The following is an 18,998-nucleotide window of genomic DNA, read 5'->3' as shown; positions in this document are numbered from 1 at the left end:
TTTCACATCATCCGCTCGCCAATGTCGTCTCCTGGCCCTAGCCGAACAAGGCTGAGCCTATTGTGATATCGGCTATTGGCGGGTTAGGCGATGGACCGTTCAACGCTACCCCCTAATGGCTTAGTGCCTGATTCTGTATTTTGCCGTAAAATTTACGCTGTCCAGCTTCGCTAATTGGGAGGTTAGGATGAAAAAGTCTTTTGTCGTCGCGACATTGATCCTGTTCGCAGGTCCTGCGATGGCCCAAAACGCGATGAAAGTGGTCAAGCCCGATGGGTTAACATGGACGGAGCATCCGGTCTTCAAGGGCGTGCAAACCGTGATCTTGATCGGCGACCCGACCAAAGCCGAGACAATCGTCCAACGCGTGAAATTCCCCCCGAACTATAAAGTTGCCCCGCACATACATCCTTACGCCGAGGTCGTCACCGTGATGAGTGGCAGCTTCGGGAATGCCATGGGTGAAAAGTTCGACCCATCGCAAGGGGAGCTGTTGAAGGCGGGTTCCGTATTCGCGCTGACAGCGAAGCATCCCCATTATGTTTGGACGACAAACGAGGAGACGATCGTCCAAATTGTGTTCACCGGGCCAGGGGGCATCGAGTTCATTAACCCGGCCGACGACCCGCGCAAGAAGTAAAAAGAGCGCCAAGGGCGGCGCAACCAACTACTCCGTGTCCCCCCGATGAGGTGATCGAATAGATATGCTGGCAGCGCGTGAGTCGCGCATCTTTTGGCAGCGCCGCGATCTGAACGGAAACGTGCAAGACTACGCGTCTAATAGACGCATCATCCATACATCGTTCTGCGCAACTCCTCCTTCGAAGCAGAGTATGATTGCCATCGTGGAAATTGATGATGGAGATACTTGCTCCGACCAAATTTGTAACCCGCAACCCCTCTGGGAGGAAACCATGAGGTATCATCTCAATTCATCGTGGATGTGCGGTTGTGTTGTGCTTGCTTTGGCAGTCCTGGCGGCCACTGTCCCGGCCTTGGCAGAAGAAGCGGGCCAATGGTTCGGTCGAGCCGTTCTGGTCACCCTGTCCAGTAAGAGCGTGAAGCTGGAAGATAGGGCTGACCATACGGTGTCGGTCACCGAATACGACGGCGCCGTGTTCAATGCCGATGGCAAGCCCTTCCTTGACAAAGCTCGCTATCAGGTTGTTGATCTGACGGATGCTGGCAATTCCAGCGGCGGCCATAAGACCTTCACAGAGGCCGACGGATCCAAGGTCTTTGCCAAGTACGTCCTGAAAGACGCGAAGCCGAAAGAGTTCCGCGGCACCTTCGAGTTCACTGGCGGCACGGGAAAATATGCCGGGATCACGGGCCGCGGTGAGTACCACGTCGTGCTGGTCAGCGACACGGCCTTGTGGGATGAACTCCGCGGCGAGTACAAAATTCCGGCTACCGTCGGAAGTTCGCGACCTGATCCGACCAAATGAACATTTGGCACCACCAGCATGAGAGCATCTAGACTGGCCCCGCTGCGGCCGAAGCCGAGCGGGGCCTTTACATTTCGAACGAGAAGTCTTGCGGCTGCGTCTGCCTAAGTATGTCCGTTCCTGGCCGCAATGTCGGCTTCGAGACAAAGGACTAAACCGCTCGCGCGGTAGGACCCCGGGGCTGGCGACACAGCCAAGACGATAGCGCGACGGGGCGTCCTGTCTTGAGATGAGGGGTTCGCAACCTTCATCCAAGACAGGAGCATCCCCATGACCGACGAGGCAATGAGCCCGTTGCGCCGGCGCATGATCGAGGACATGACGATCCGCAAGCTCGCGCCGAAGACCCAACATGACTACGTGCAAAGAATCAAGAACTTCGCCGCGTTTCTCGGGCGCTCGCCGGATACGGCGACCTTCGAGGACGTGCGCCGCTATCAGCTACATCTGACGGCAAGCGGCGTTGGCGTGCCGACCATCAACCAGACCGTCTCGACGCTGCGGTTCTTCTTTCGGGTCACGCTCAAGCGCCACGAGATCGTCGAACACACCCATGTCATTCACGAGCCGCGCAAGCTGCCGGTGGTGCTCAGCGTCGAGGAAGTGGCGCGGCTGCTCGATGCCGCGCCGGGGCTGAAGTACAAGGCGGCCTTGAGCGTGGCCTACGGCGCTGGCCTGCGCGCCACTGAAGTGGTCTCGCTCAAGGTCTCCGATATCGACAGCAAGCGCATGATCATCCGCGTCGAGCAGGGCAAGGGCGGCAAGGACCGTCACGTCATGCTATCGCCGAGCCTGCTGGACCTGCTGCGGGCCTGGTGGAAGGCGGCGCGTCCGCAGGGTTGGCTGTTCCCGGGACGCGATCCGGCGCAGCCGATGACCACGCGCCAGCTCAATCGCGCCTGTCACGCCGCTGCGCAAATGGCGGAGATCAACAAGCGCGTCTCGCTGCACACCTTGCGGCACAGCTTCGCTACCCACCTCCTGGAGCAGAACATCGATGTCCGCGTGATCCAGGTGCTGCTCGGTCATGCCAAGCTCGACACCACGGCGCTGTATACCCGCGTCGCGACCAAGACGATCAGCGAGGTCATGAGCCCGCTGGAGCACATCGCGCTCAAACTCAAGGAGATCCGGCCGCCCGGCTGACGCCAAAGCGGTGTCGCGCCCGGCTTTGGAGGTTGCGGATATCTTCCGCGACCATGGCCCGGCATGGCGCAAGGCCCATGCCGGCCATGTCAGCCTCCACCAGCTCAAGGTGATGTCGGCGATCGAGCGCTGCCGCACGGCAGCCCTCGGCGGCCATGTCGCGCGCTGTGAGGACTGCGCCTATACGACCATCGCCTACAACTCCTGCCGCAACCGGCACTGCCCGAAGTGCCAGGGCGCCGCCGCGAAGGAATGGCTTGCCGACCGCGCGGCCGAGCTGCTGCCGGTGCCGTACTATCATGTGGTGTTCACGCTGCCGGCGGCCATCGCCGACATCGCTTACCAGAACAAGACCGTCCTCTACGACCTCTTGTTCAAGGTCTCGGCCGAGACCATGCTGACGATCGCCGCCGATCCGAAGCATTTGGGGGCCAGGATCGGCATTACCTCCGTGCTGCACACCTGGGGCTCGGCGCTCACCCATCACCCGCATGTGCACATGATCGTGCCGGGCGGCGGCATCTCGCTGGACAATAAGCGCTGGATATCGTGCCGGCCGGGCTTCTTGCTGCCGGTGCGCGTACTCTCCCGCCTGTTCCGGCGCGTGTTCCTGGAGAAGCTCGTCGCTGCCCACCAAGCCGGCCGCCTCAGCTTCTTCGGCGATTACGCCCACCTCGCCGAGGCGCAATCCTTCGCAGCTTACCTCACCCCGCTGCGCAAGGCCGAGTGGGTCGTCTACGCCAAGCGGCCGTTCGGCGGTCCCGAGGCAGTGCTGGCCTATCTGTCGCGCTACACCCACCGTGTTGCCATCGCCAACAGCCGCCTGATTGCCTGCGACCAGCGTGGCGTCACCTTCAAGTGGAAGGACTATCGCATCGAGGGCCGTGATCGCTACAAGCAGATGACGCTCGGGACCTTCGAGTTCATCCGCCGCTTCCTCATCCACGTGCTGCCACGCGGCTTCCACCGCATCCGCCACTACGGCCTGTTCGCCAAAGGCGCTTGCGCCGATAACATCGCCCGCGCCCGTGAGCTGCTCGCCGTTGCAAAACCTCAAGATGAGCCCACCGCTGCCGCCATCGATCCCAGCAAGCCGAGCTGTCCGTGCTGCGGCGGTCGCATGATCGTCATCGAGGTCTTCGCGCGCGGTGCAACGTCACGGTACCAGCCAACAGGTCCTCAGAGCGTCATCAGGATCGACACCTCATGACCGCGTCAAAGTCCTACAAATCTGCTCGTTACACGCGCCGGCTCTCGACCGGCCACGGCAGAGTGCACTCAGATGTAAAGCTGTCGTCTAAAATCGCCCGACAATTTGCTGCGTTCGACGCAATCTGTCGCTCTTCCATCAGCCGCGGCATCGTCAGCCAGCTTGCTGCGTCGGCTCGATCCCAATCGCACGCTCCGCCCGCGGCGCTCAAATCCCCATAGCGCACGCCGCACCACCAACGTATCCCCTCCCGCGGTTTCCTCCCTTGGAGGCTTTCGGACGCCGACCCTCGGAGCCCGCGGCACCGTCAATCATTGGGCCGGCATCCGAAACCCTTCACACAAGCAGAACTAATTTGAGCCGGGCGACAAAGGCAGCTACTGACCCACTTGTATGGTCCGGCCGCGCGGTGCAAGAAGATTTCGACGATCCGGTAGATGCGGTCTTGCATCAATGTATCCGGCCTCGGCTTGGAGCGCAGTGCTCCGGGCCATCATGAATATCAGCGCGCATGGGATCTGGTTAGCGGACAGGCCTCAGACGGGCCATTTGGGTCACCAGTGTTCGCATGCGCCGGGAAGACCGGTTCTCCATCGTCGTGTCATCCTCTCGCAGACCTCGGCGGGTAAGGGTGTTGTTACGTCATCGATAGCTCCTCACTTCGCGCTGTTCCTTTGTTCGTGCCTGGCGGTCGTTCCTTCGTCCCGGCCTGCGCGCGCAGACGCGCCGCGCGCAAGGGGCCGTCAAGGCCGGCCGTCGTGCTGTCCTGACGTCTTGCTCTGCTGCTGCCAGGCTGCGCCTTGACGGCCCGCGCACGGCGCGAGGATCAGGCCGGTCGGGACATCGTCTCCTCCGTCGTGACGCATTCGAAGGCGCGTCCCTTGTTGAGACCGCCCAGGCGATCCGGGCGAGCTTGTTGGCGAGCGCAATCGCCAGCACGTTGTGGTGCAAGCGCTTCTTGGCGGCTTCGATCCACAAGTTGAGGCCATAGCGCTCCCAGCACTTGACCTTGACCAGCACAACCCACGCGGCTTGCACGAACAGCGCGCGCAGGTAGCGATTGCCGCGCCGTGATATGCTGCCGAGGATCGTACGGTCGCCGGTCGATATCTGCTTCGGCACCAGTCCGAGCCAGGCGCCGAAGTCGCGGCCTTTCGAGAACACCTCTCCCGTGCCGATCGCGGTCACCATTGCGCTCGAGATGATCGGGCCAATGCCAGGTACCTCATCAGGCGCTGGCAGACCTGATCTTGACGGGCGAGTGTTTCGATCTCGTTCGAGAGACCCTCGATACGCTCATCCAGCCGGCGCCAGTCGTCCGCCAGCCCCTCGATGATGCGCAACATGCGAGGCGAGAGCGCATCGGTGCTTGTCGCCAAGATACCCGGCAACTCGGACCGCAGGGAAAGCGGGCCTTGCCGCACGGCGATGCCCCGCTCCAGCAGGAACGCACGGATTTGATTGATGACGCCGGTACGCTGACCGACCAATCGATCGCGGACGCGATGCAGTGCCTGTAGGTCGAGCTGATCGGCGGTCTTGGTCGCGACGAACTTCATGGTCGGACGTTGGACCGCCTCGGCGATGGCTTCCGCATCTCGGAAGTCATTCTTCTGTCCCTTCGAATACGGGCGCACGTATTTCGCCGGCATCAGGCGGGCGTCGTGGCCAAGCATTTGGAGTTTGCGGCTGAGACGATGGGCGCCGACGCAGGCCTCCATACCGATCAAGCACGGCGGCAGGTTGGCGAGCCGCGTTTCCACCTGGCCGCGTGACCACTTCTGCCGCAGCACGATGGCACCGCGGTGATCATGACCCACGATGTGGAACGAGTTCTTGCCGATATCGATGCCGATCACGGCGATCGCTGCGTTGAGTTTCTGAGACATGGCGTGCTCCTTGTCTTCGGTGCCCCCTGCCAGCATTCGCTGCTGGCAGGGCCGGAGCACGGCCGGACCATCCCATTAGCAGACATTAGCGCTGCGCTGCCATAGGCGGCGGCGTAGCGTTACCAAGGATTAATTTCTTCGATAGGAGGCGGAAAGAATCGATCTTCTAAGATGGCCTCAGTAAGGGGGAGATCGAGTGATCGCCATGCGCCACGGCTCCCTCTTGCACGCTGTTACCACAGCCGGTCTATTCTTGGGATTCAGCCTCATCTCAGATGCATCCGCCGCGACCGCCGACCACGCTTTGACTGTCTCCGTCGACGATTTCAAATATAGAGACACGTCGAGCGAGCCCACCGATCAGACGGCGTGCATGAAAAGCGATTGCGGGCTTTCGTGACCGCGCTGCGGGACGATGTCACGGCAGACCGCCGTTTTGAGCTCGTGCCGTCCTCCTGCGCACCAAATTGTCCGACCGACGGACGGGCGTTGCGCGATCGGCTGCGCGCGGCGTCACAGGCCGGCGCGCAGATCCTGATTATCGGCATCGTTCAAAAGCTAAGCACGCTGGTGCAGATTGCGCGGATTGCCGCCATCGATACAACAGCCCAGCGCGTCATGTTCAGAAAGTACTTCCAGTTCCGCGGTGACAATGACGAGGCATGGCAGCGGGCGGAGCGCTTTGTATCGGAGGAGATCCGCGACCGGCTGCTAGAAAGCAGATCACAGCAATAGGCGACGCGCGGCTCATGTGCATGGCCCCGCGAGTCCGGTTTTGTGACGAACGCGAAGTCCGGGCCAAGCCGCTCCTCGTCGGCTCATCAGGGTGGACAAGGCCACGGCCGACAGCTCTGACCTTCGGCACCACGCACTTTCCTTCATCCGCCTTGAGTGGTCTTGATTCTGCCGGTGGCGATGGGGCGGGCTTGAAAAACGCTGTCAGCGGCGGCAATCTCGGCCTGATTGAGGCTTCGATCTGACGAATCTCGGCTTATGCCGACCGATACGAGGATCGACGATGAAGCAGCGGCCGACAGTGTGGCTTGCCATTGTTGCGGGCGTGGTCCTGGTGCTTGCTGTCGCCTGGGCCGCCATCCTCTGGACGCGCCCAGAGCCTATTCGCATCGCATTCGCCAATTCGCTCTCTGGCCCGTCCGCCCCGGCCGGGGCGGAAAGCCTGGTCGCGACGCAGCTTGCAATCGACGAGATGAATGCCAAGGGGGGTGTCAACGGACGGCTGATTGAGCTCGTTCTGTTCGACGACGCAAGCAACCCAGCCGTGGCGCGCGCGAATGCGCAGGCGATTGCCGACAGCCCGTGCGTCGCTGTCCTCGGACATTATCTCAGCTCCGCGTCGCTCGCGGCGGCGCCGATATATAAGGATGCGCGGATACCGGCACTCACGGGAAGCTCGGCTGCCGACGATCTGACAAACAACAGTGAATATTATTTTCGCGCGCTGTCGCCGGTCTCCGTGCAGGCGCGCTCGATCGCGGAACATCTGCGCGCCGTGATGAGGGAGCCAAAAGTCCGTCTCGTTCACACGCGCGATTCCTACGGCAAGAGTTTTGAGCGTGGATTTGCGACGGCCTATCCGGCGGAGCAGTTGCGTGTGTTCGGACTGGACGTCGCAGCCGGTCAGATCGGATCGACGGATGAGGCGCTGGACGCTGCCGCGCAGGAGCCCGGGCCCGGTGTTATTGTCGTCGGCGCGGCAACCGATTTTAGCGCAGACATCGTCAAGGCGCTCCGCCGCCGCGGCATCAAGGGAATGATCATTGCATCCCAAGCCGCGGCCCGCGAAAGCTATTTGCAGAATTTCGCCAATGAGCCCGAGGAAAACGCGCAGCCGGGTTTCTTCAGCGAGAATCTGTATGCTGCTTCCTCGCTGATGTTCGACAGTGCCGGCGTGGCAGCGCAGGTCTTTGCCGCCGACTACAAAGCGAAAGCGGGAACCTTGCCAAGCTGGGTTGCCGGCGGCTCGTATGACGCTGCGCGCCTGATGATCGATGCGCTAAAACGAGCTGCCGTACATCCCCGGTTTATGGGGCAGGGGATTCAGAAACGATCCGACAGCAAGGTTGCAGATCGCGACCGTGTGCGCGTCGCGCTCGCCGCGATCGACGATCCGAAATCGGCGGTCGTCGGGCTGACTGGGCGGCTCTATTTCAACGCGAACCGCGACATTCCGCGCCCGATTCGATTGGGTTTCTTCCGTTACGGTTTGTTCGTCACTGCGCCGCTGCAACTCGTGCGCATCGATCAGCCCAAAGGAATCGATCTCGCCGCGGAACGAGAGGAGGGCCATGTCGTCACGTTCGACGACCGACACTACTGGATACAGCGCGTCGTTTATACCGGCATCGACATTATTCGCGTCAACCGGATCGACGTGAAACTGAATTCGTTCAGCGTCGACTTCTATCTTTGGATGCGGTTCGCCGGCGACGATGAGGCGCAGACGCATGTCGAATTTCCGGCCTTGGCGGATCGCGGGGCGTTCGATCCGGCTCGGCCAATTCAGGCTGGACGAGAAGACGGCCTGAGCTATCGGCTCTATCGCATCAGCGGCGATTTCAAGGCTCGTTTCGATCTCCATGATTATCCATTCGACACGCAGCAACTGCGCCTGCATCTCCAGAACACGGAACAGCGTCGGGAACTCATCACCTACGTCATCGATCGGTTCGGCTTGCGCCTCGCCGATGATGGAAGCTCGCGGGCCGAGGACGGGGCCTATTCCGGACTTCAGCTCTGGCGATTTCTCGGACTGAACTATTTTGTCGAATCTCAGTCCAGCGGATCGACGCTCGGAAAGGCGTCTTTGTTTGGTGCCGAGGCAATGACGGAATTCGCAGGCTTCGATGCGACCATCATGCTGCGCCGCAGCTCCGCCATCTACATGTTGAAGAACCTGCTGCCGCTGTTTCTGCTCGTGCTCGTCGTGTTCGCGACGCTGTTCTTTCCCGAAACCATGTTTCGTGAACGCGTGACGATTCCAGTGACCTCGATCCTAGCGAGCGCGGTGCTGCTCGTGACGGTCGCCAGTCAGGTGGGCGATGTCGGATACACGGTGGTAGTCGAAGAGATGTTCTACATTTTCTTCATACTATGCCTGATGACGATATTGGCGGGCTACAAACATGAAAAACTTCGAGACGCCGGCCGAAAGCGCGCCGCTATTATTTTGGATCACGCAGCGCGGGTCATTTATGCCGGGACAGCACTCGCTGTAATCGTCGTGCTCTACCGGCGTTATGCCGTGTGAGTAAGCGTGGATACCTCGCCGATCCGCCGCACCTTCTTGAAATTCGCAGCATGGGTCCGGATCTGGCCTTCGCGACCAATCGTGCGGCACGGGGAAACGTCCGAAGTCGAGGTGAGACCAGAAGTCACCCGCTAACGCTCAAACCGACGCTCATGCCCCGATCCGGAAGTTGGCGTCAGGGTAACGACAGGCCCGGCGTCTCCAATGCCAGCCATCCACCGTTATCAGTTGTGGGATCATCCTGCGGATCGGACGCCTCGTGGATCGACGTCTCGGTTCGCGGCGACGCAGTCGATCTCGCCGCGCGAGATACCGATATCGTGGAGCGCCATGTCGCCCAGTCGGACAAGTTGGCCTTTAGCCATCGGCGTTCGTGTCTTTCGCGAAGGGCGGCGCGGTAATTGGCGAGCAGGGTTCAGCCCAAGTCGAACCGGCGCGAGGGTTTGTCTCGATGCGGACAGGCAAAGCCTGAAGATAGAAATCATAGGCCGTAATTGTTCGGCCGCCGTCGCGTCGCCAACGCAATTTCCGTTTGAAGCAATTTCGGCTCAATGGCCGAGACGACAGCAACGGCGACTTCGTCCTAGAGGGCGAACACGTCCGTCAGGTCGCGCTCCCGTCGGCCCAGATGTGCGCGCCTGTCACCGCATCGATTCTAATAACCCACCTCGCCCCGCAAGGGGCGAGGTGCTGAGGCTCAGGAGCCCTCGAACTTGAACGATACGTTGAGCTTGGCGCGATAGGTCTCAACCTTTCCTTTGTCATCCAGTTGCATATCGAGCTTGACGACCTCTGCGATGCGAAGATCCCGGAGAGATTTTGCAGCTTGCTCGACCGCATTGGCAGCCGCCTTCTCCCATGAGTCGCTGCTGGTACCGACCAGTTCTATGACCTTGTAGACGCTGTCAGGCATGTCCTCCTCCTGTCCGGTCTGAGCCAGGAAGTCTAGCATCAGGATCTCGACGCTGATACCGTTTCGGGGATGCCTCGGAGCCGAGAAGGGGCAGACTGCATTTGGCGGAGGGCGGCTCTTACCTCCGAATTGACTGCCGGACCAGCGCATTCATGCCCGCTCATGGGCGGTGGAGGGAGAGGGGTCTGATTGGCTGTCACTTTCCTGTTTGACCCTCACCGACTTCATGCGGTTCTCCGGCGAGCTTGGTTGGGCCAGCTTCTGACCCTAACGCGAGGATCGCGGTCGCGGTCGGCACGTCAGCAGTTAAGGCCAGACCGGAGATGCCGAGACGTGCCAAATCGACGCGATTGACCCGAGCGGTCACGTTGAGGCGTGAGGCTCACAGCTTTCGTTGCCGTGCGTTCCAATGCCTTTCAAGATTGACGATCAGCTGATCGCTAAGATGCAGGAAAGCCTGCTCGAAGGCGTAGGTCGTCAGATATTTGCGCAATGCTTCTAGCGGTTCGGTTTGCTGCCGGATGGCTTTCCGATTTGCGCCAGGGCTCACCATTCCTGATCCGACTGCGCGCTCGATGCACCGTGAGACAGCCAAGTCCATCTCGTCGGCCGCCACCACTTCGTTGGCAATCAGCCGACCCTCCGGTGTGTCAGCGTAGAACATCCGATCAAATAGAATTGCCTCGCGTGCCAGCCGCTCACCGACAAAACGCGGTAAGCGCATGTTCGCGGCACCGGGCAAGAACCCTTCCTTGCGCGCGGGCAAATTGAAGTAGGACCCCGCTTCGGCAATAACATAATCGACTACCAGCAGAATCTGGCAGCCGCCGCCGATAGCGAACTTATCGACGGCCGCGATCCACAATTTCTCCCAGGTCCGTTCAGGCTCCTCGAGCGGTATACCGAGGTGATCAGGTTCATCCTCGACTAGCACGCCGCGGTAAAGTTTGTTGTGCATTCCCATGCTTCTGAAAAGGAAAGATAGATAGCTCTGCTTTCCCTGGTAGATGCGCGTCAGGTTGATCCCCGATGAAAACACGCGCTGGCCTTGGTACTTCGGATGATTGACCGGGCTCCCCCGCAGCACGCCGGGCCGAAGGAACAGGCCAACCGGCTTCCGTCAACCGATCTTGTCCAAAGTGGTAGTGCGGATCTGGTAGAGCGTACCGCGACCTGAAATCCCACCCGCCGGCCGCCCCAGGTCGGCGGGTTTTTCTTTGCTGAGCGAATCAAGTAGCCTCCGCGCTTTCATAGGAGGCCCTCTGATGTCAATTCAGATCGTGGGCGCCACCGTCGGACGGCAATTCATTGAGGGGCAGCCCGATCGCTTTACTTGGCGTGTCAGCTATGAGCGGGACGGCCGCGGACTTTTCCACTACGAGGTCGACGGCCGAAGAGCACAATCATCGATGGACGCCGTTGAAATCGCCCGGCGCGAACTTGGCGCAGATTAGCCGATGAAGAAACTCGAAGGCCCGCCGGTTCACGCTGGTGGGCCTCTGTCTTGGAAGCGTTTGCGCTCAGAAGTTCGGATCGTAATCTACCGTCCAAACTCCCGCCGGCTCACAAGTCGGCGGATTTGTCATTGGACTAGCCGTCCTGGCAGGTGATGCCGAGGCGGTCACAGGTGAGTGCGAATAACTCTTTTGATTTAGAATCTTCAAAGCAGAACCTGGTGCCGATCTCCGCGCGGTCGGTCCACCAGCTGACGTTAGCTCCTTGCGCGGTGCGGGAAGCTTCGCCCCGTACCAGCGCCTCTCGTTCCTCGGAGAGACGGCTTTCGATGTACTCGCGCTCCAGATCGGAAAGGCGGGTCTTAAGCAGCCGGTGGTAGCGGTGAATGTTATTGCGGTAGGTTCGCAAGCGGGCGAGCTTTCCATCGAGTGCCATCATCGTCATCCTCGACGGTCACAAGCAATCCTTTCCAAAAAGGTCGGAGGAGCCCCCTCCGGCGAAAGACTTAGAGAGGCCTGATCTGGTTTCAAGATGGATAAGGAAAGTTAGGGCGAGGGGGCCGGACCGGCCGCTGCTTCGGAGGACATCAGGTAGGGAGCAAAGTGCTACCCGGTTCTTCGGCGCTGGTTGGATTCCGGCCCCGATGGGACCTGCATGCCGGCGGTCGCCAGGCAGACGAAGATAAACAGTTCGACGCGAAATTGCGAATCCCTGCCTCAGCGCCTCGCCGCTCTCTCCACGAACTTCAGGACGCATGCCGCCACTTCGTCGAACTCGACAACTCGGCGGCGTAGCTCATCTGCGATATCTACGGTTACATCGCGCGACCGTCCCTCTGCCGTGTTGAAGGCCACGATGCGAGTGGGATGCTTATATAGGCCGTCCATCAGGTGCCGCATCAGCGTCGCGCGACCAGTGTCCTCTTCGGCCGTTTCGCACCAAGCTCGCCGGCCGGCAAATTCCTCGACCACAAGGTAGACATCTTGGTCTGCTGCCACATGAGGCACAATCGACAGGGAACGGCCCATACCCAGACCCCAACAAATTCCATCATCGATAATGCGTTATTAAATCGAAAATAAAATAAAACAAATGCAAATAAACAGTTTAAATCGTGCATATTATTTAAATTTGGATTAGGCTAGGAATGGTTGGGGCAAATTGCGAGCGGAACCATGCAGTTCCTATCCGCGGGTGACCTGTTTCTCATATCCGCGATGACAGGGACGGTCTTGCTGGTTGAGATCGGCTTTTCATCATTTTGGGCATGATCTGACGGACGGCAGGAAGCGCGGCTTTTACGTCAGCATCACCGTTGATTCTTGTGCTTCTTGTCTGCCTTTTTCGATCTCACGTCGGCCTGGCTTTGGAAAGCGCGCTAGTGTCCGCAGTTGCTCTGATACTTCCGCATCTGCGGCTACCTTTGCGGCGCGCGCGGCCTTTTCAGCTTGCTTGCGCAGCTGTTTGATTTCCTTCGCCATGGATGAGCTCCTTGCGCGCCCGTCGCTTGGCCGCAGAAAACCTCCGGGCTTGATCGTGGGCATCAGGCTTAACGCTTCAAATCGGGTAGCGCTCGCGACTATTTCCTGATGCCGGCAGCGAAACTTGTCGATCGCCTGAGGTTCACCGACAAGCGTTGCGGCCTGCGTTGGTTCAATCGCATCGGTGACCTCGCGCGGGCTATGAAGAGGCGGCTGGGCCGGGAGGCCAGGCAATGTGAGCGCGAGGGCGTCGGACGTTCAAGCCGAGGACCGTGCCAAAGAAACTGAACACGCGCCAGCTCTTGTCGCCATGTCACCGAGCGCTCCATTCTCGCGTCAACCAGATGTTGTGCTGAGACCTTTTGGCGAGTGCCTCGCGATTTAAATGGATTTCTATCGTTTCTGGCCGGCGAGATGTCGGAACTTGCCATGCCCCATTCGTCTTGAATCGGCAAAGCTTAACGGAGTTCCGCGTAATCGCCCCCCGCGCCAACTGGAAAGGCTTCCTGCGACTGTCTCCGGTCACCTGTCCTGTCGCGCTGTATCCGGCGACCTCGGCGAGCGAGAAGATCGCATTCAACCAGCTCAACCGGGCCACGGGCCACCGCGTCAAGTACCTGAAGGTCGACGCTGACACCGGCGACGAGGTGCCCAACGAGGACATCGTCAAGGGATACCAGTTCGAGAAGCACCAATTCATTGAAGTGACCAAGGAGGAGCCCGAGGAAATCGCGCTAGAGTCGAACGCGCACCATTGAGATCGATGAGTTCGTCAAGAGGGCGGATATCCGCAGTAGATCGGACACTGGTCCTCGTCCACAACCAGCGCTTTGGACCGAAGCGGACATTTGATCAGGGCTGTAGCAGCGAGAGGAGGCGCTGTCGGTCTTGATCGCGCGCTGGTTTTCGCGCAATATTTCGAGTTCTTTTTCAGCGTTGTCCGTATTCAGACCTTGCCGCTTCAACTCAATAATCAGCGCCTCTTGCGCCGCAAGCTGCCGCTCTCCTTCTACTACATCGCGTTCGACCTGCCTCAACTCATCGTCGATCGGGTCTTTGTACATCGGGAATACTCAGCAGGGAGAAGTCTCGCCGGCTGCGTTGGTTCTTTGAAATTCCAACTTGGCTGACTTTCCCACGTTCCTGCTGGAAAGCCATTTTGCCTATACGAGTGTTGTGCGAACGCGGCGATGTGAGGCCGCTTCAACTATTGGCCCGTCGCAACAACTACCGGCGACGCCTTGATGTCGGCCGTGAGTGGCAAACCGGACGCCACTTTGGCCGGGCCGAACAGATGCGATTGACTCATAACGGAATTACGGAACCGCTACGGACCTGATGACCATCGGCGCCTATTCGGGTAGACTGGCTCTAGCCCTCGAACCTGAACGGGTGTGGGCATGGCCCGGAAGCTCGCCGCTATCGTCGCCGCCGACGTTGTCGGCTACAGCCGGCTGATGGGTGTCGACGAAGCCGAGACCTTGGCGGCGCTCAAGACGCATCAACGAGAACTGATCGCGCCGAACATTGCCGAGCACCAGGGCCGCATCGTCAAGACAACAGGCGATGGCCTCCTGATCGAATTCTCGAGCGTGATCGAAGCCGTCGAATGCGCGGTCGAGGTACAGCGCGCTATGCAGGGTCGCAATGAGGACGTCCCGGCGGACCATCGCATCGAGTTCCGCGTCGGCGTCAATCTCGGGGACATTATCATCGACGGCGACGATATTTACGGCGATGGTGTCAATGTTGCGGCACGGCTCGAAGCCCTCGCCGAAGCCAATGGGATTTGCGTGAGCAGAGTCGTGCACGATCAAGTACGCGACAAGCTAGATCTGGTCTTTGAGGATCTCGGCGAGCGGCAGCTCAAGAACATCGCTCGACCGGTCCACGTATTCCGAGTGCCAGCACCAGCTACAGAGCTGCGGACGCAATCGGCAAGCCCCGCACTGGCGCTTCCGGACAAACCGTCGATTGCGGTATTACCTTTCACCAACATGAGCGGGGATCCCGAACAGGACTACCTTGCCGATGGAATGGTCGAGGACATCATCACGGCGCTATCTCATTTCAAGGCGCTGTTTGTCATCGCCCGCAATTCCAGCTTCGCGTACAAGGGGCGCGCCGTCGACGTGAAGGTAGTCGGGCGTGAGCTTGGAGTTCGCTATGTGTTGGAAGGAAGCGTTCGCAGGGCGACAAACCGGCTGCGCATCACGGGACAGCTTATCGATACCGCTACTGGCGCGCATCTTTGGGCGAACCGGTTTGATGGTGGGCTCGGCGACATTTTCGATCTGCAGGACCAGGTGACGGAGAGCATTGTCGGAGCAATCGCGCCGGCGGTGGAGAGAGCCGAGATAGAGCGTGCTACACGCAAGGCAACCGAGCGTCTTGAAGCCTATGATCACTACTTGCGCGGTTTAGCTAAGTCCTATCAGGATGCTAGTCAGCAAGCGTGCAGCGAGGCACCGCACCTATTCAACAGCGCGATCGAGCTGGACCCCTACTTTGCGACAGCCTACGCTCGTGCCGCCTTTTGCTATGCCAATGCCAAGGCCTTTGGCTGGATTTCACTCACACCGGAGGAGGTGGCCGAGGTATCGAGGCTCGCTCAGCGGGCGGTTGAGTTAGGTAGGGATGATGCAATCGCGCTCGCTGATAGCGGATGGGCATTGGCATATGTTGTTCGCGATCTCGATCGAGGCGCCGCCTTAATCGATCGCGCGCTTGCGCTCAATTCCAATGTGGCCGAGGCGTGGGATTGCGGTGGCTGGGTAAAGAATTGGCTCGGCGAATACGAACTAGCGATCGAGCGCTTCAAGCGGGGCATACGCCTAAGCCCACTTGATCCGTGGGGCGCACCGATGCGAGCTGGGACTGCGCATGCTCATTTTTTCCTAAGTCGCTATGACGAAGCGGCATCGTGGGCGGCAATCGCGTTGCAGGAAAATCCAAACTCTCAACCTCTACTTCGTATTGGCGCTGCGAGCTATGCGATGGCGGGAAGGCTCGATCAAGCGCAGAAGGCGGTCGTGCGCCTGCGCCAACTCAATCCTACACTGCGGGTTTCCAACCTCAAAAACGTGCTGGGACCTTATCGGCGTGCCGAAGACATCTCGCGATACGAAGAAGGATTGCGGCGAGCCGGGCTCCCCGAATGATACCGCTGAAGGAAGGAAACGTTAACTTGACCGTTGCTTTCGAGACTTCGGTTATTCGGTAACCACATGCGATGTCTGCGCATCTAACCTTACACCGGACGGAGAAGCGATGAGCGACAGAATGTCGCCAATTGGCCCATCGGCGAACTGCCACGGCTTCCAATTGAAGTCAGCTCGATGGTCCGGAGCCGACCGCGTTGGCGCACGCCGGTATTCGCCAGTTGGTCCCGAAAACGGACATTGATCAGACCTTCACCGGGCACGTTTCACCACCGCGGCATGCTTGGCGCTGACGCTCTCACCGCGCGGAACAGACGTGCGCGCTTTGGTCGCGATGCAGGCTCGGGCGGAAGGTCCTATGTTGGAAATGACATGATCCACGTCCTCGAAATCGATCCGCGCATTGCGCGGCGTTGTTTGCGCGCCGGGCGGCTCCAAGTGTGGCTCCCCCATGGGAAGCCAAACAAGGAAGCATGTCATGAGCTTTCCCTCCATTCCCAGGGTCACTCTTTCGGCCTCCGAGCATCGCCACCTGGAACGGCTCGCGCGCGCGGGCGCAGCTCGGGGCGACGGCACGCTGAATCTCACTCAACAGAAAGCGTGCATCCACGTCCTAGGAAATGGTAGGCAACAACCCAGAGAATGGGATGCCTCGCAGGCAATCTATGCCCAACGATCGCTCTGAGGGCAAGAAGGGTTCTCCTCTTTTGCGCGGGGAGCGCGTGCGTCTCGGGCCGGTCAACCTTCGAATACTCTCGAGAAGCTGGCCTGATAACAAAGCCCCGCGCAAAACAAGGCTTCTCATTCGTAGGATCCCCCGGCTCGGAAGCTGATCGGCGTTATCTGAGCGGGTTGAACGCGTACGCGAACCCGATCCTGCCGGACTGCATGGATTGCTCTACTGCTTCGAGCGCGAATAGGCCTGACTATTTGCGCCAGAGGTGCAAACTGATCTTGCGTCCGAGCGGTGTCGAACTTGATGTAGCGATACTCGGCTCGTATCCGCCAGTTGGAGGCGAGTCTTCGTTCCAGCCCCACGCCTCCCGTTGGGCCATTCGCCCAGAACGTTTCGTTCGGCTGGTAGAAGCCATTGTCCGTCAGGTTGCGAGCCTCGAACTGAGCAAAGGTCCAACCGCCTAGTCCGTACAGCAACGTGTCCTCGTCCAGAAGAACACCCGCACGAAGGAAAGCGCTGGCTAGCCAGCGCGCAGCTACCTGAGGGCGATAATCACTTGTAGCAGTCGCTCCCGTTGGCCCTGCTGAATTGAAGTACGTATATCGACCCTCGGTACCTGATCAGGCCATGCTATCTGCGGCCGGACGGGAAGGTGGGCCACGACGCCTCGCGGTGATCCGGGAAACCATCCGTGAGATGGACAAGGTCGCGATCGGGCGGGTCGTGCTGACCAATCGCGAGCACATCATCGCGCTTGAGCCCCTGGACAAAGGTCTCGTCGGCACGCTGCTGCGATACCCTTATGAGGTGCGTAGCGAGCAGGAATATTTCGACGAGATCCAAGACGTGAAGGTCACCAAGGACATGCTGGACCTGGCCAGGCACATCGTGAACCAGAGGGCGGGGCGGTTCGATCCCGAGAAGTTCGAGGACCACTACGAGAGCGCGCTAATTGACCTCATCAATCAAATGCGTGCCGGCAAGACCATCCGCCCGAAGGATCGGCCGAAGGGAGAGAACGTCGTCGACTTGATGGAAACGCTGCGGCGAAGCGTCGGTAAGGAGGCTGCCCCGGCGGCCAAGCCTGCAAAAAAGGCGCGGAAGGCCGCGGCCGGCCAAAAGGAGATGCTGATGCCGATTTCCGGGAAGAAGCCGGCGAAAAGGGGCAGCAGGCAAGAAGCCCGCGGCAGGAACGCGCCGGAAGTCGGCGTGAAGCACCCAGTGAATCGCCGCGATCGATAAAACGTCGTGCGGCAACGGCGCCGGATACTACGATCGAGGCGACATGCGCACGGCCGGCCCATGTCTGCTTTAGGCCCCGGATGCCGACAATTCGTAGGGTGTGGATCGAAGACTGCTTATGACCGGAACGGACTTCACCTGGCCATACCCGTTAATTTCACGCGGCGCGTTCCTTGTCCGACTGTTCCTTTGTGCCGATTGCGGTTTCTTCCAGTCCTTTTTCGTAATTGCCCGCGAACCTCTCAATACTATCGGCCCACATCCTCAGCAACGAGACTTGAAAGTGTATAATTGGATTCAAAGCATTCATCCCGATTGCTGTCGCTGCGGCGACGCGCCTTTGTGGGTCACGTACGGAACCGTTTGCATTAGCGATGTCGTCTGCCATGCCGCTCGCTCCTTCGCTCTGTTGTTATCGCCTAAAGCTGAGTGCCGGGCTGTGGACTGCGTGATTCTAAACAGTCCGCCAGAATTTAGTCTGCGGCGACTCTCGCGCACCGGTCGTCGTGCAATTCGTCTAGTTTTTTCAAGTAAGCGACTGCCGCTATTTGCAAAAGATCAAAATCATTCTCGCCAGCACCACGCAGACCGGCGACGTAGCTATAGAGGGCGAAGCGCCTGTTATCGTTCTCGCTGATGCCGCTGTGGAACAGCAGGTAGTTCCGCACAACCCTTGAGACCCGCACGAAACCTCAAGCAGGCGCAACGGAGGGGGCCTATTCGGCGCGTCCAGCGCAGTCAGTCCCAGCCGGCGCTCATGCCCCTCAATGGACGGTCGGTTGACATTTCTGAGTTCGAGAGCCGAAACAGTAAGGCGGTCTTTCCCTATAGATGGAAACCGATGCGTGTTCTTGGCGTTGGGATCAATGGACGATGACAATCTGCAAGCTCGCAGCGAACAAGCTCTCGTCGTCGTGACCCTTAGCACGGCGACGCTGATCGCCTGCGTTACACTTTTAGTATCTCAATTGTAAGCTTCATTTGGCGGTGATTGAGTAGTTCGCCGCGATGGCGCGAGTTGGCCTGGGCGAACACGTCCGGTAAGGAGGGCGACGCGGACCTCGCGGGGCGTTCTAGCCCCGAATGGGCATACTGAGCTAGAGCGCTCA

The 18,998-nt window shown here is 59.6% G+C and carries 16 protein-coding genes and 3 pseudogenes; 11 read left to right on the top strand and 8 right to left on the bottom strand.

The genetic code is table 11. The annotated features are described in order from the left end of the window. The first annotated feature begins 187 nt into the window (after nt 1-187). From LRP30_RS36935 to LRP30_RS36920, 4 genes are all read left to right on the top strand, one after another. Nucleotides 188-640, top strand: coding sequence for a cupin domain-containing protein (locus tag LRP30_RS36935; protein ID WP_249757985.1), 453 nt, complete (start codon nt 188-190; stop codon nt 638-640). 193 nt (nt 641-833) lie between these two features. Next, nucleotides 834-1,448, top strand: a complete 615-nt coding sequence (locus LRP30_RS36930) for a hypothetical protein (protein ID WP_249757984.1) — start codon at nt 834-836, stop codon at nt 1,446-1,448. Between the two features lie 270 nt (nt 1,449-1,718). Continuing rightward, complete coding sequence (locus tag LRP30_RS36925) at nt 1,719-2,594, top strand: site-specific integrase (protein ID WP_249757956.1); 876 nt, start codon at nt 1,719-1,721, stop codon at nt 2,592-2,594. Nucleotides 2,595-2,604: 10 nt separating this feature from the next. Then, nucleotides 2,605-3,804, top strand: coding sequence for an IS91 family transposase (locus tag LRP30_RS36920; protein ID WP_249757957.1), 1,200 nt, complete (start codon nt 2,605-2,607; stop codon nt 3,802-3,804). An 826-nt stretch (nt 3,805-4,630) separates the two neighbouring features. On the opposite strand, the pseudogene LRP30_RS36915 reads toward LRP30_RS36920, so the two are convergent. Continuing rightward, nucleotides 4,631-5,693, bottom strand: a pseudogene (locus LRP30_RS36915) (IS110 family transposase). 369 nt (nt 5,694-6,062) lie between these two features. On the opposite strand from LRP30_RS36915, the gene LRP30_RS36910 reads away from it, so the two are divergent. Together LRP30_RS36910 and LRP30_RS36905 are read left to right on the top strand one after the other, a co-directional pair. Further along, nucleotides 6,063-6,428 carry a DUF2380 domain-containing protein gene (locus LRP30_RS36910; protein ID WP_249757983.1) on the top strand — a complete coding sequence of 122 codons (366 nt, stop codon included), beginning with the start codon at nt 6,063-6,065 and terminating at the stop codon, nt 6,426-6,428. Nucleotides 6,429-6,711: 283 nt separating this feature from the next. After that, nucleotides 6,712-8,961: an ABC transporter substrate-binding protein gene (locus LRP30_RS36905; RefSeq protein WP_249757982.1), complete on the top strand. Its 2,250-nt coding sequence runs from the start codon at nt 6,712-6,714 to the stop codon at nt 8,959-8,961. Between the two features lie 697 nt (nt 8,962-9,658). Here LRP30_RS36905 and LRP30_RS36900 read toward each other — a convergent pair. Together LRP30_RS36900 and LRP30_RS36895 are read right to left on the bottom strand one after the other, a co-directional pair. Next, nucleotides 9,659-9,874, bottom strand: coding sequence for a dodecin family protein (locus LRP30_RS36900; RefSeq protein WP_249757981.1), 216 nt, complete (start codon nt 9,872-9,874; stop codon nt 9,659-9,661). A gap of 382 nt (nt 9,875-10,256) precedes the next feature. Continuing rightward, entirely contained in the window at nt 10,257-10,832 is a 576-nt protein-coding gene (locus LRP30_RS36895) for an enoyl-CoA hydratase/isomerase family protein (RefSeq protein WP_249757980.1), read from the bottom strand. A 307-nt stretch (nt 10,833-11,139) separates the two neighbouring features. Here LRP30_RS36895 and LRP30_RS36890 point away from each other — a divergent pair, with 307 nt between their 5' ends. Beyond that, the gene (locus LRP30_RS36890; protein WP_249757979.1) at nt 11,140-11,328 is read left to right on the top strand and encodes a hypothetical protein; all 189 of its coding nucleotides are present in this window, start codon (nt 11,140-11,142) and stop codon (nt 11,326-11,328) included. A 136-nt stretch (nt 11,329-11,464) separates the two neighbouring features. Here the strand turns inward: LRP30_RS36890 and LRP30_RS36885 are convergent, their stop codons facing one another. The 3 genes from LRP30_RS36885 to LRP30_RS36875 form a co-directional block, all read right to left on the bottom strand. Continuing rightward, nucleotides 11,465-11,767, bottom strand: a complete 303-nt coding sequence (locus tag LRP30_RS36885; protein WP_249757978.1) for a hypothetical protein — start codon at nt 11,765-11,767, stop codon at nt 11,465-11,467. 278 nt (nt 11,768-12,045) lie between these two features. Then, on the bottom strand, nt 12,046-12,357 hold the full coding sequence (locus tag LRP30_RS36880; protein WP_249757977.1) for a hypothetical protein: 312 nt from the start codon (nt 12,355-12,357) through the stop codon (nt 12,046-12,048). 270 nt (nt 12,358-12,627) lie between these two features. Beyond that, nucleotides 12,628-12,810, bottom strand: coding sequence for a hypothetical protein (locus LRP30_RS36875; protein ID WP_249757976.1), 183 nt, complete (start codon nt 12,808-12,810; stop codon nt 12,628-12,630). Between the two features lie 476 nt (nt 12,811-13,286). Between LRP30_RS36875 and LRP30_RS36870 the strand changes: the two are divergent. The 3 genes and pseudogenes from LRP30_RS36870 to LRP30_RS36860 all read left to right on the top strand — a co-directional run. Next, nucleotides 13,287-13,599: pseudogene (locus LRP30_RS36870) on the top strand (Ku protein); the annotation flags it as partial. 59 nt (nt 13,600-13,658) lie between these two features. After that, the gene (locus tag LRP30_RS36865; protein ID WP_249757975.1) at nt 13,659-13,940 is read left to right on the top strand and encodes a hypothetical protein; all 282 of its coding nucleotides are present in this window, start codon (nt 13,659-13,661) and stop codon (nt 13,938-13,940) included. A 270-nt stretch (nt 13,941-14,210) separates the two neighbouring features. Next, a complete protein-coding gene (locus LRP30_RS36860; RefSeq protein ID WP_249757974.1) occupies nt 14,211-15,971 on the top strand; it encodes an adenylate/guanylate cyclase domain-containing protein in 1,761 nt (586 codons plus the stop codon). Between the two features lie 252 nt (nt 15,972-16,223). Here LRP30_RS36860 and LRP30_RS36855 read toward each other — a convergent pair whose 3' ends face one another. Further along, nucleotides 16,224-16,409 carry a hypothetical protein gene (locus tag LRP30_RS36855; protein WP_249757973.1) on the bottom strand — a complete coding sequence of 62 codons (186 nt, stop codon included), beginning with the start codon at nt 16,407-16,409 and terminating at the stop codon, nt 16,224-16,226. 839 nt (nt 16,410-17,248) lie between these two features. Here LRP30_RS36855 and LRP30_RS36850 point away from each other — a divergent pair. Beyond that, nucleotides 17,249-17,860: pseudogene (locus tag LRP30_RS36850) on the top strand (Ku protein); the annotation flags it as partial. 186 nt (nt 17,861-18,046) lie between these two features. Here the strand turns inward: LRP30_RS36850 and LRP30_RS36845 are convergent. Continuing rightward, on the bottom strand, nt 18,047-18,277 hold the full coding sequence (locus LRP30_RS36845; RefSeq protein WP_249757972.1) for a hypothetical protein: 231 nt from the start codon (nt 18,275-18,277) through the stop codon (nt 18,047-18,049). Nucleotides 18,278-18,998: the final 721 nt, after the last annotated feature.

The sequence above is a fragment of the Bradyrhizobium sp. C-145 genome, assembly GCF_023375135.1.
In the GTDB taxonomy this organism is placed as follows: Bacteria; Pseudomonadota; Alphaproteobacteria; order Rhizobiales; family Xanthobacteraceae; genus Bradyrhizobium; species Bradyrhizobium zhanjiangense.
The sequence above is the reverse complement of the archived record's forward strand: the minus strand, read 5'-3'. Positions and strand labels throughout refer to the sequence as shown.

What these genes read in the sequence shown, in the direction of transcription:
- LRP30_RS36935 (WP_249757985.1), top strand. Translation starts at nt 188, where the DNA reads ATGAAAAAGTCTTTTGTCGTCGCGACATTGATCCTGTTCGCAGGTCCT.
- LRP30_RS36930 (WP_249757984.1), top strand. Translation starts at nt 834, where the DNA reads ATGATTGCCATCGTGGAAATTGATGATGGAGATACTTGCTCCGACCAA.
- LRP30_RS36925 (WP_249757956.1), top strand. Translation starts at nt 1,719, where the DNA reads ATGACCGACGAGGCAATGAGCCCGTTGCGCCGGCGCATGATCGAGGAC.
- LRP30_RS36905 (WP_249757982.1), top strand. Translation starts at nt 6,712, where the DNA reads ATGAAGCAGCGGCCGACAGTGTGGCTTGCCATTGTTGCGGGCGTGGTC.
- LRP30_RS36900 (WP_249757981.1), bottom strand. Translation starts at nt 9,874, where the DNA reads ATGCCTGACAGCGTCTACAAGGTCATAGAACTGGTCGGTACCAGCAGC.
- LRP30_RS36895 (WP_249757980.1), bottom strand. Translation starts at nt 10,832, where the DNA reads ATGCACAACAAACTTTACCGCGGCGTGCTAGTCGAGGATGAACCTGAT.
- LRP30_RS36890 (WP_249757979.1), top strand. Translation starts at nt 11,140, where the DNA reads ATGTCAATTCAGATCGTGGGCGCCACCGTCGGACGGCAATTCATTGAG.
- LRP30_RS36885 (WP_249757978.1), bottom strand. Translation starts at nt 11,767, where the DNA reads ATGATGGCACTCGATGGAAAGCTCGCCCGCTTGCGAACCTACCGCAAT.
- LRP30_RS36880 (WP_249757977.1), bottom strand. Translation starts at nt 12,357, where the DNA reads ATGGGCCGTTCCCTGTCGATTGTGCCTCATGTGGCAGCAGACCAAGAT.
- LRP30_RS36875 (WP_249757976.1), bottom strand. Translation starts at nt 12,810, where the DNA reads ATGGCGAAGGAAATCAAACAGCTGCGCAAGCAAGCTGAAAAGGCCGCG.
- LRP30_RS36860 (WP_249757974.1), top strand. Translation starts at nt 14,211, where the DNA reads ATGGCCCGGAAGCTCGCCGCTATCGTCGCCGCCGACGTTGTCGGCTAC.
- LRP30_RS36845 (WP_249757972.1), bottom strand. Translation starts at nt 18,277, where the DNA reads ATGGCAGACGACATCGCTAATGCAAACGGTTCCGTACGTGACCCACAA.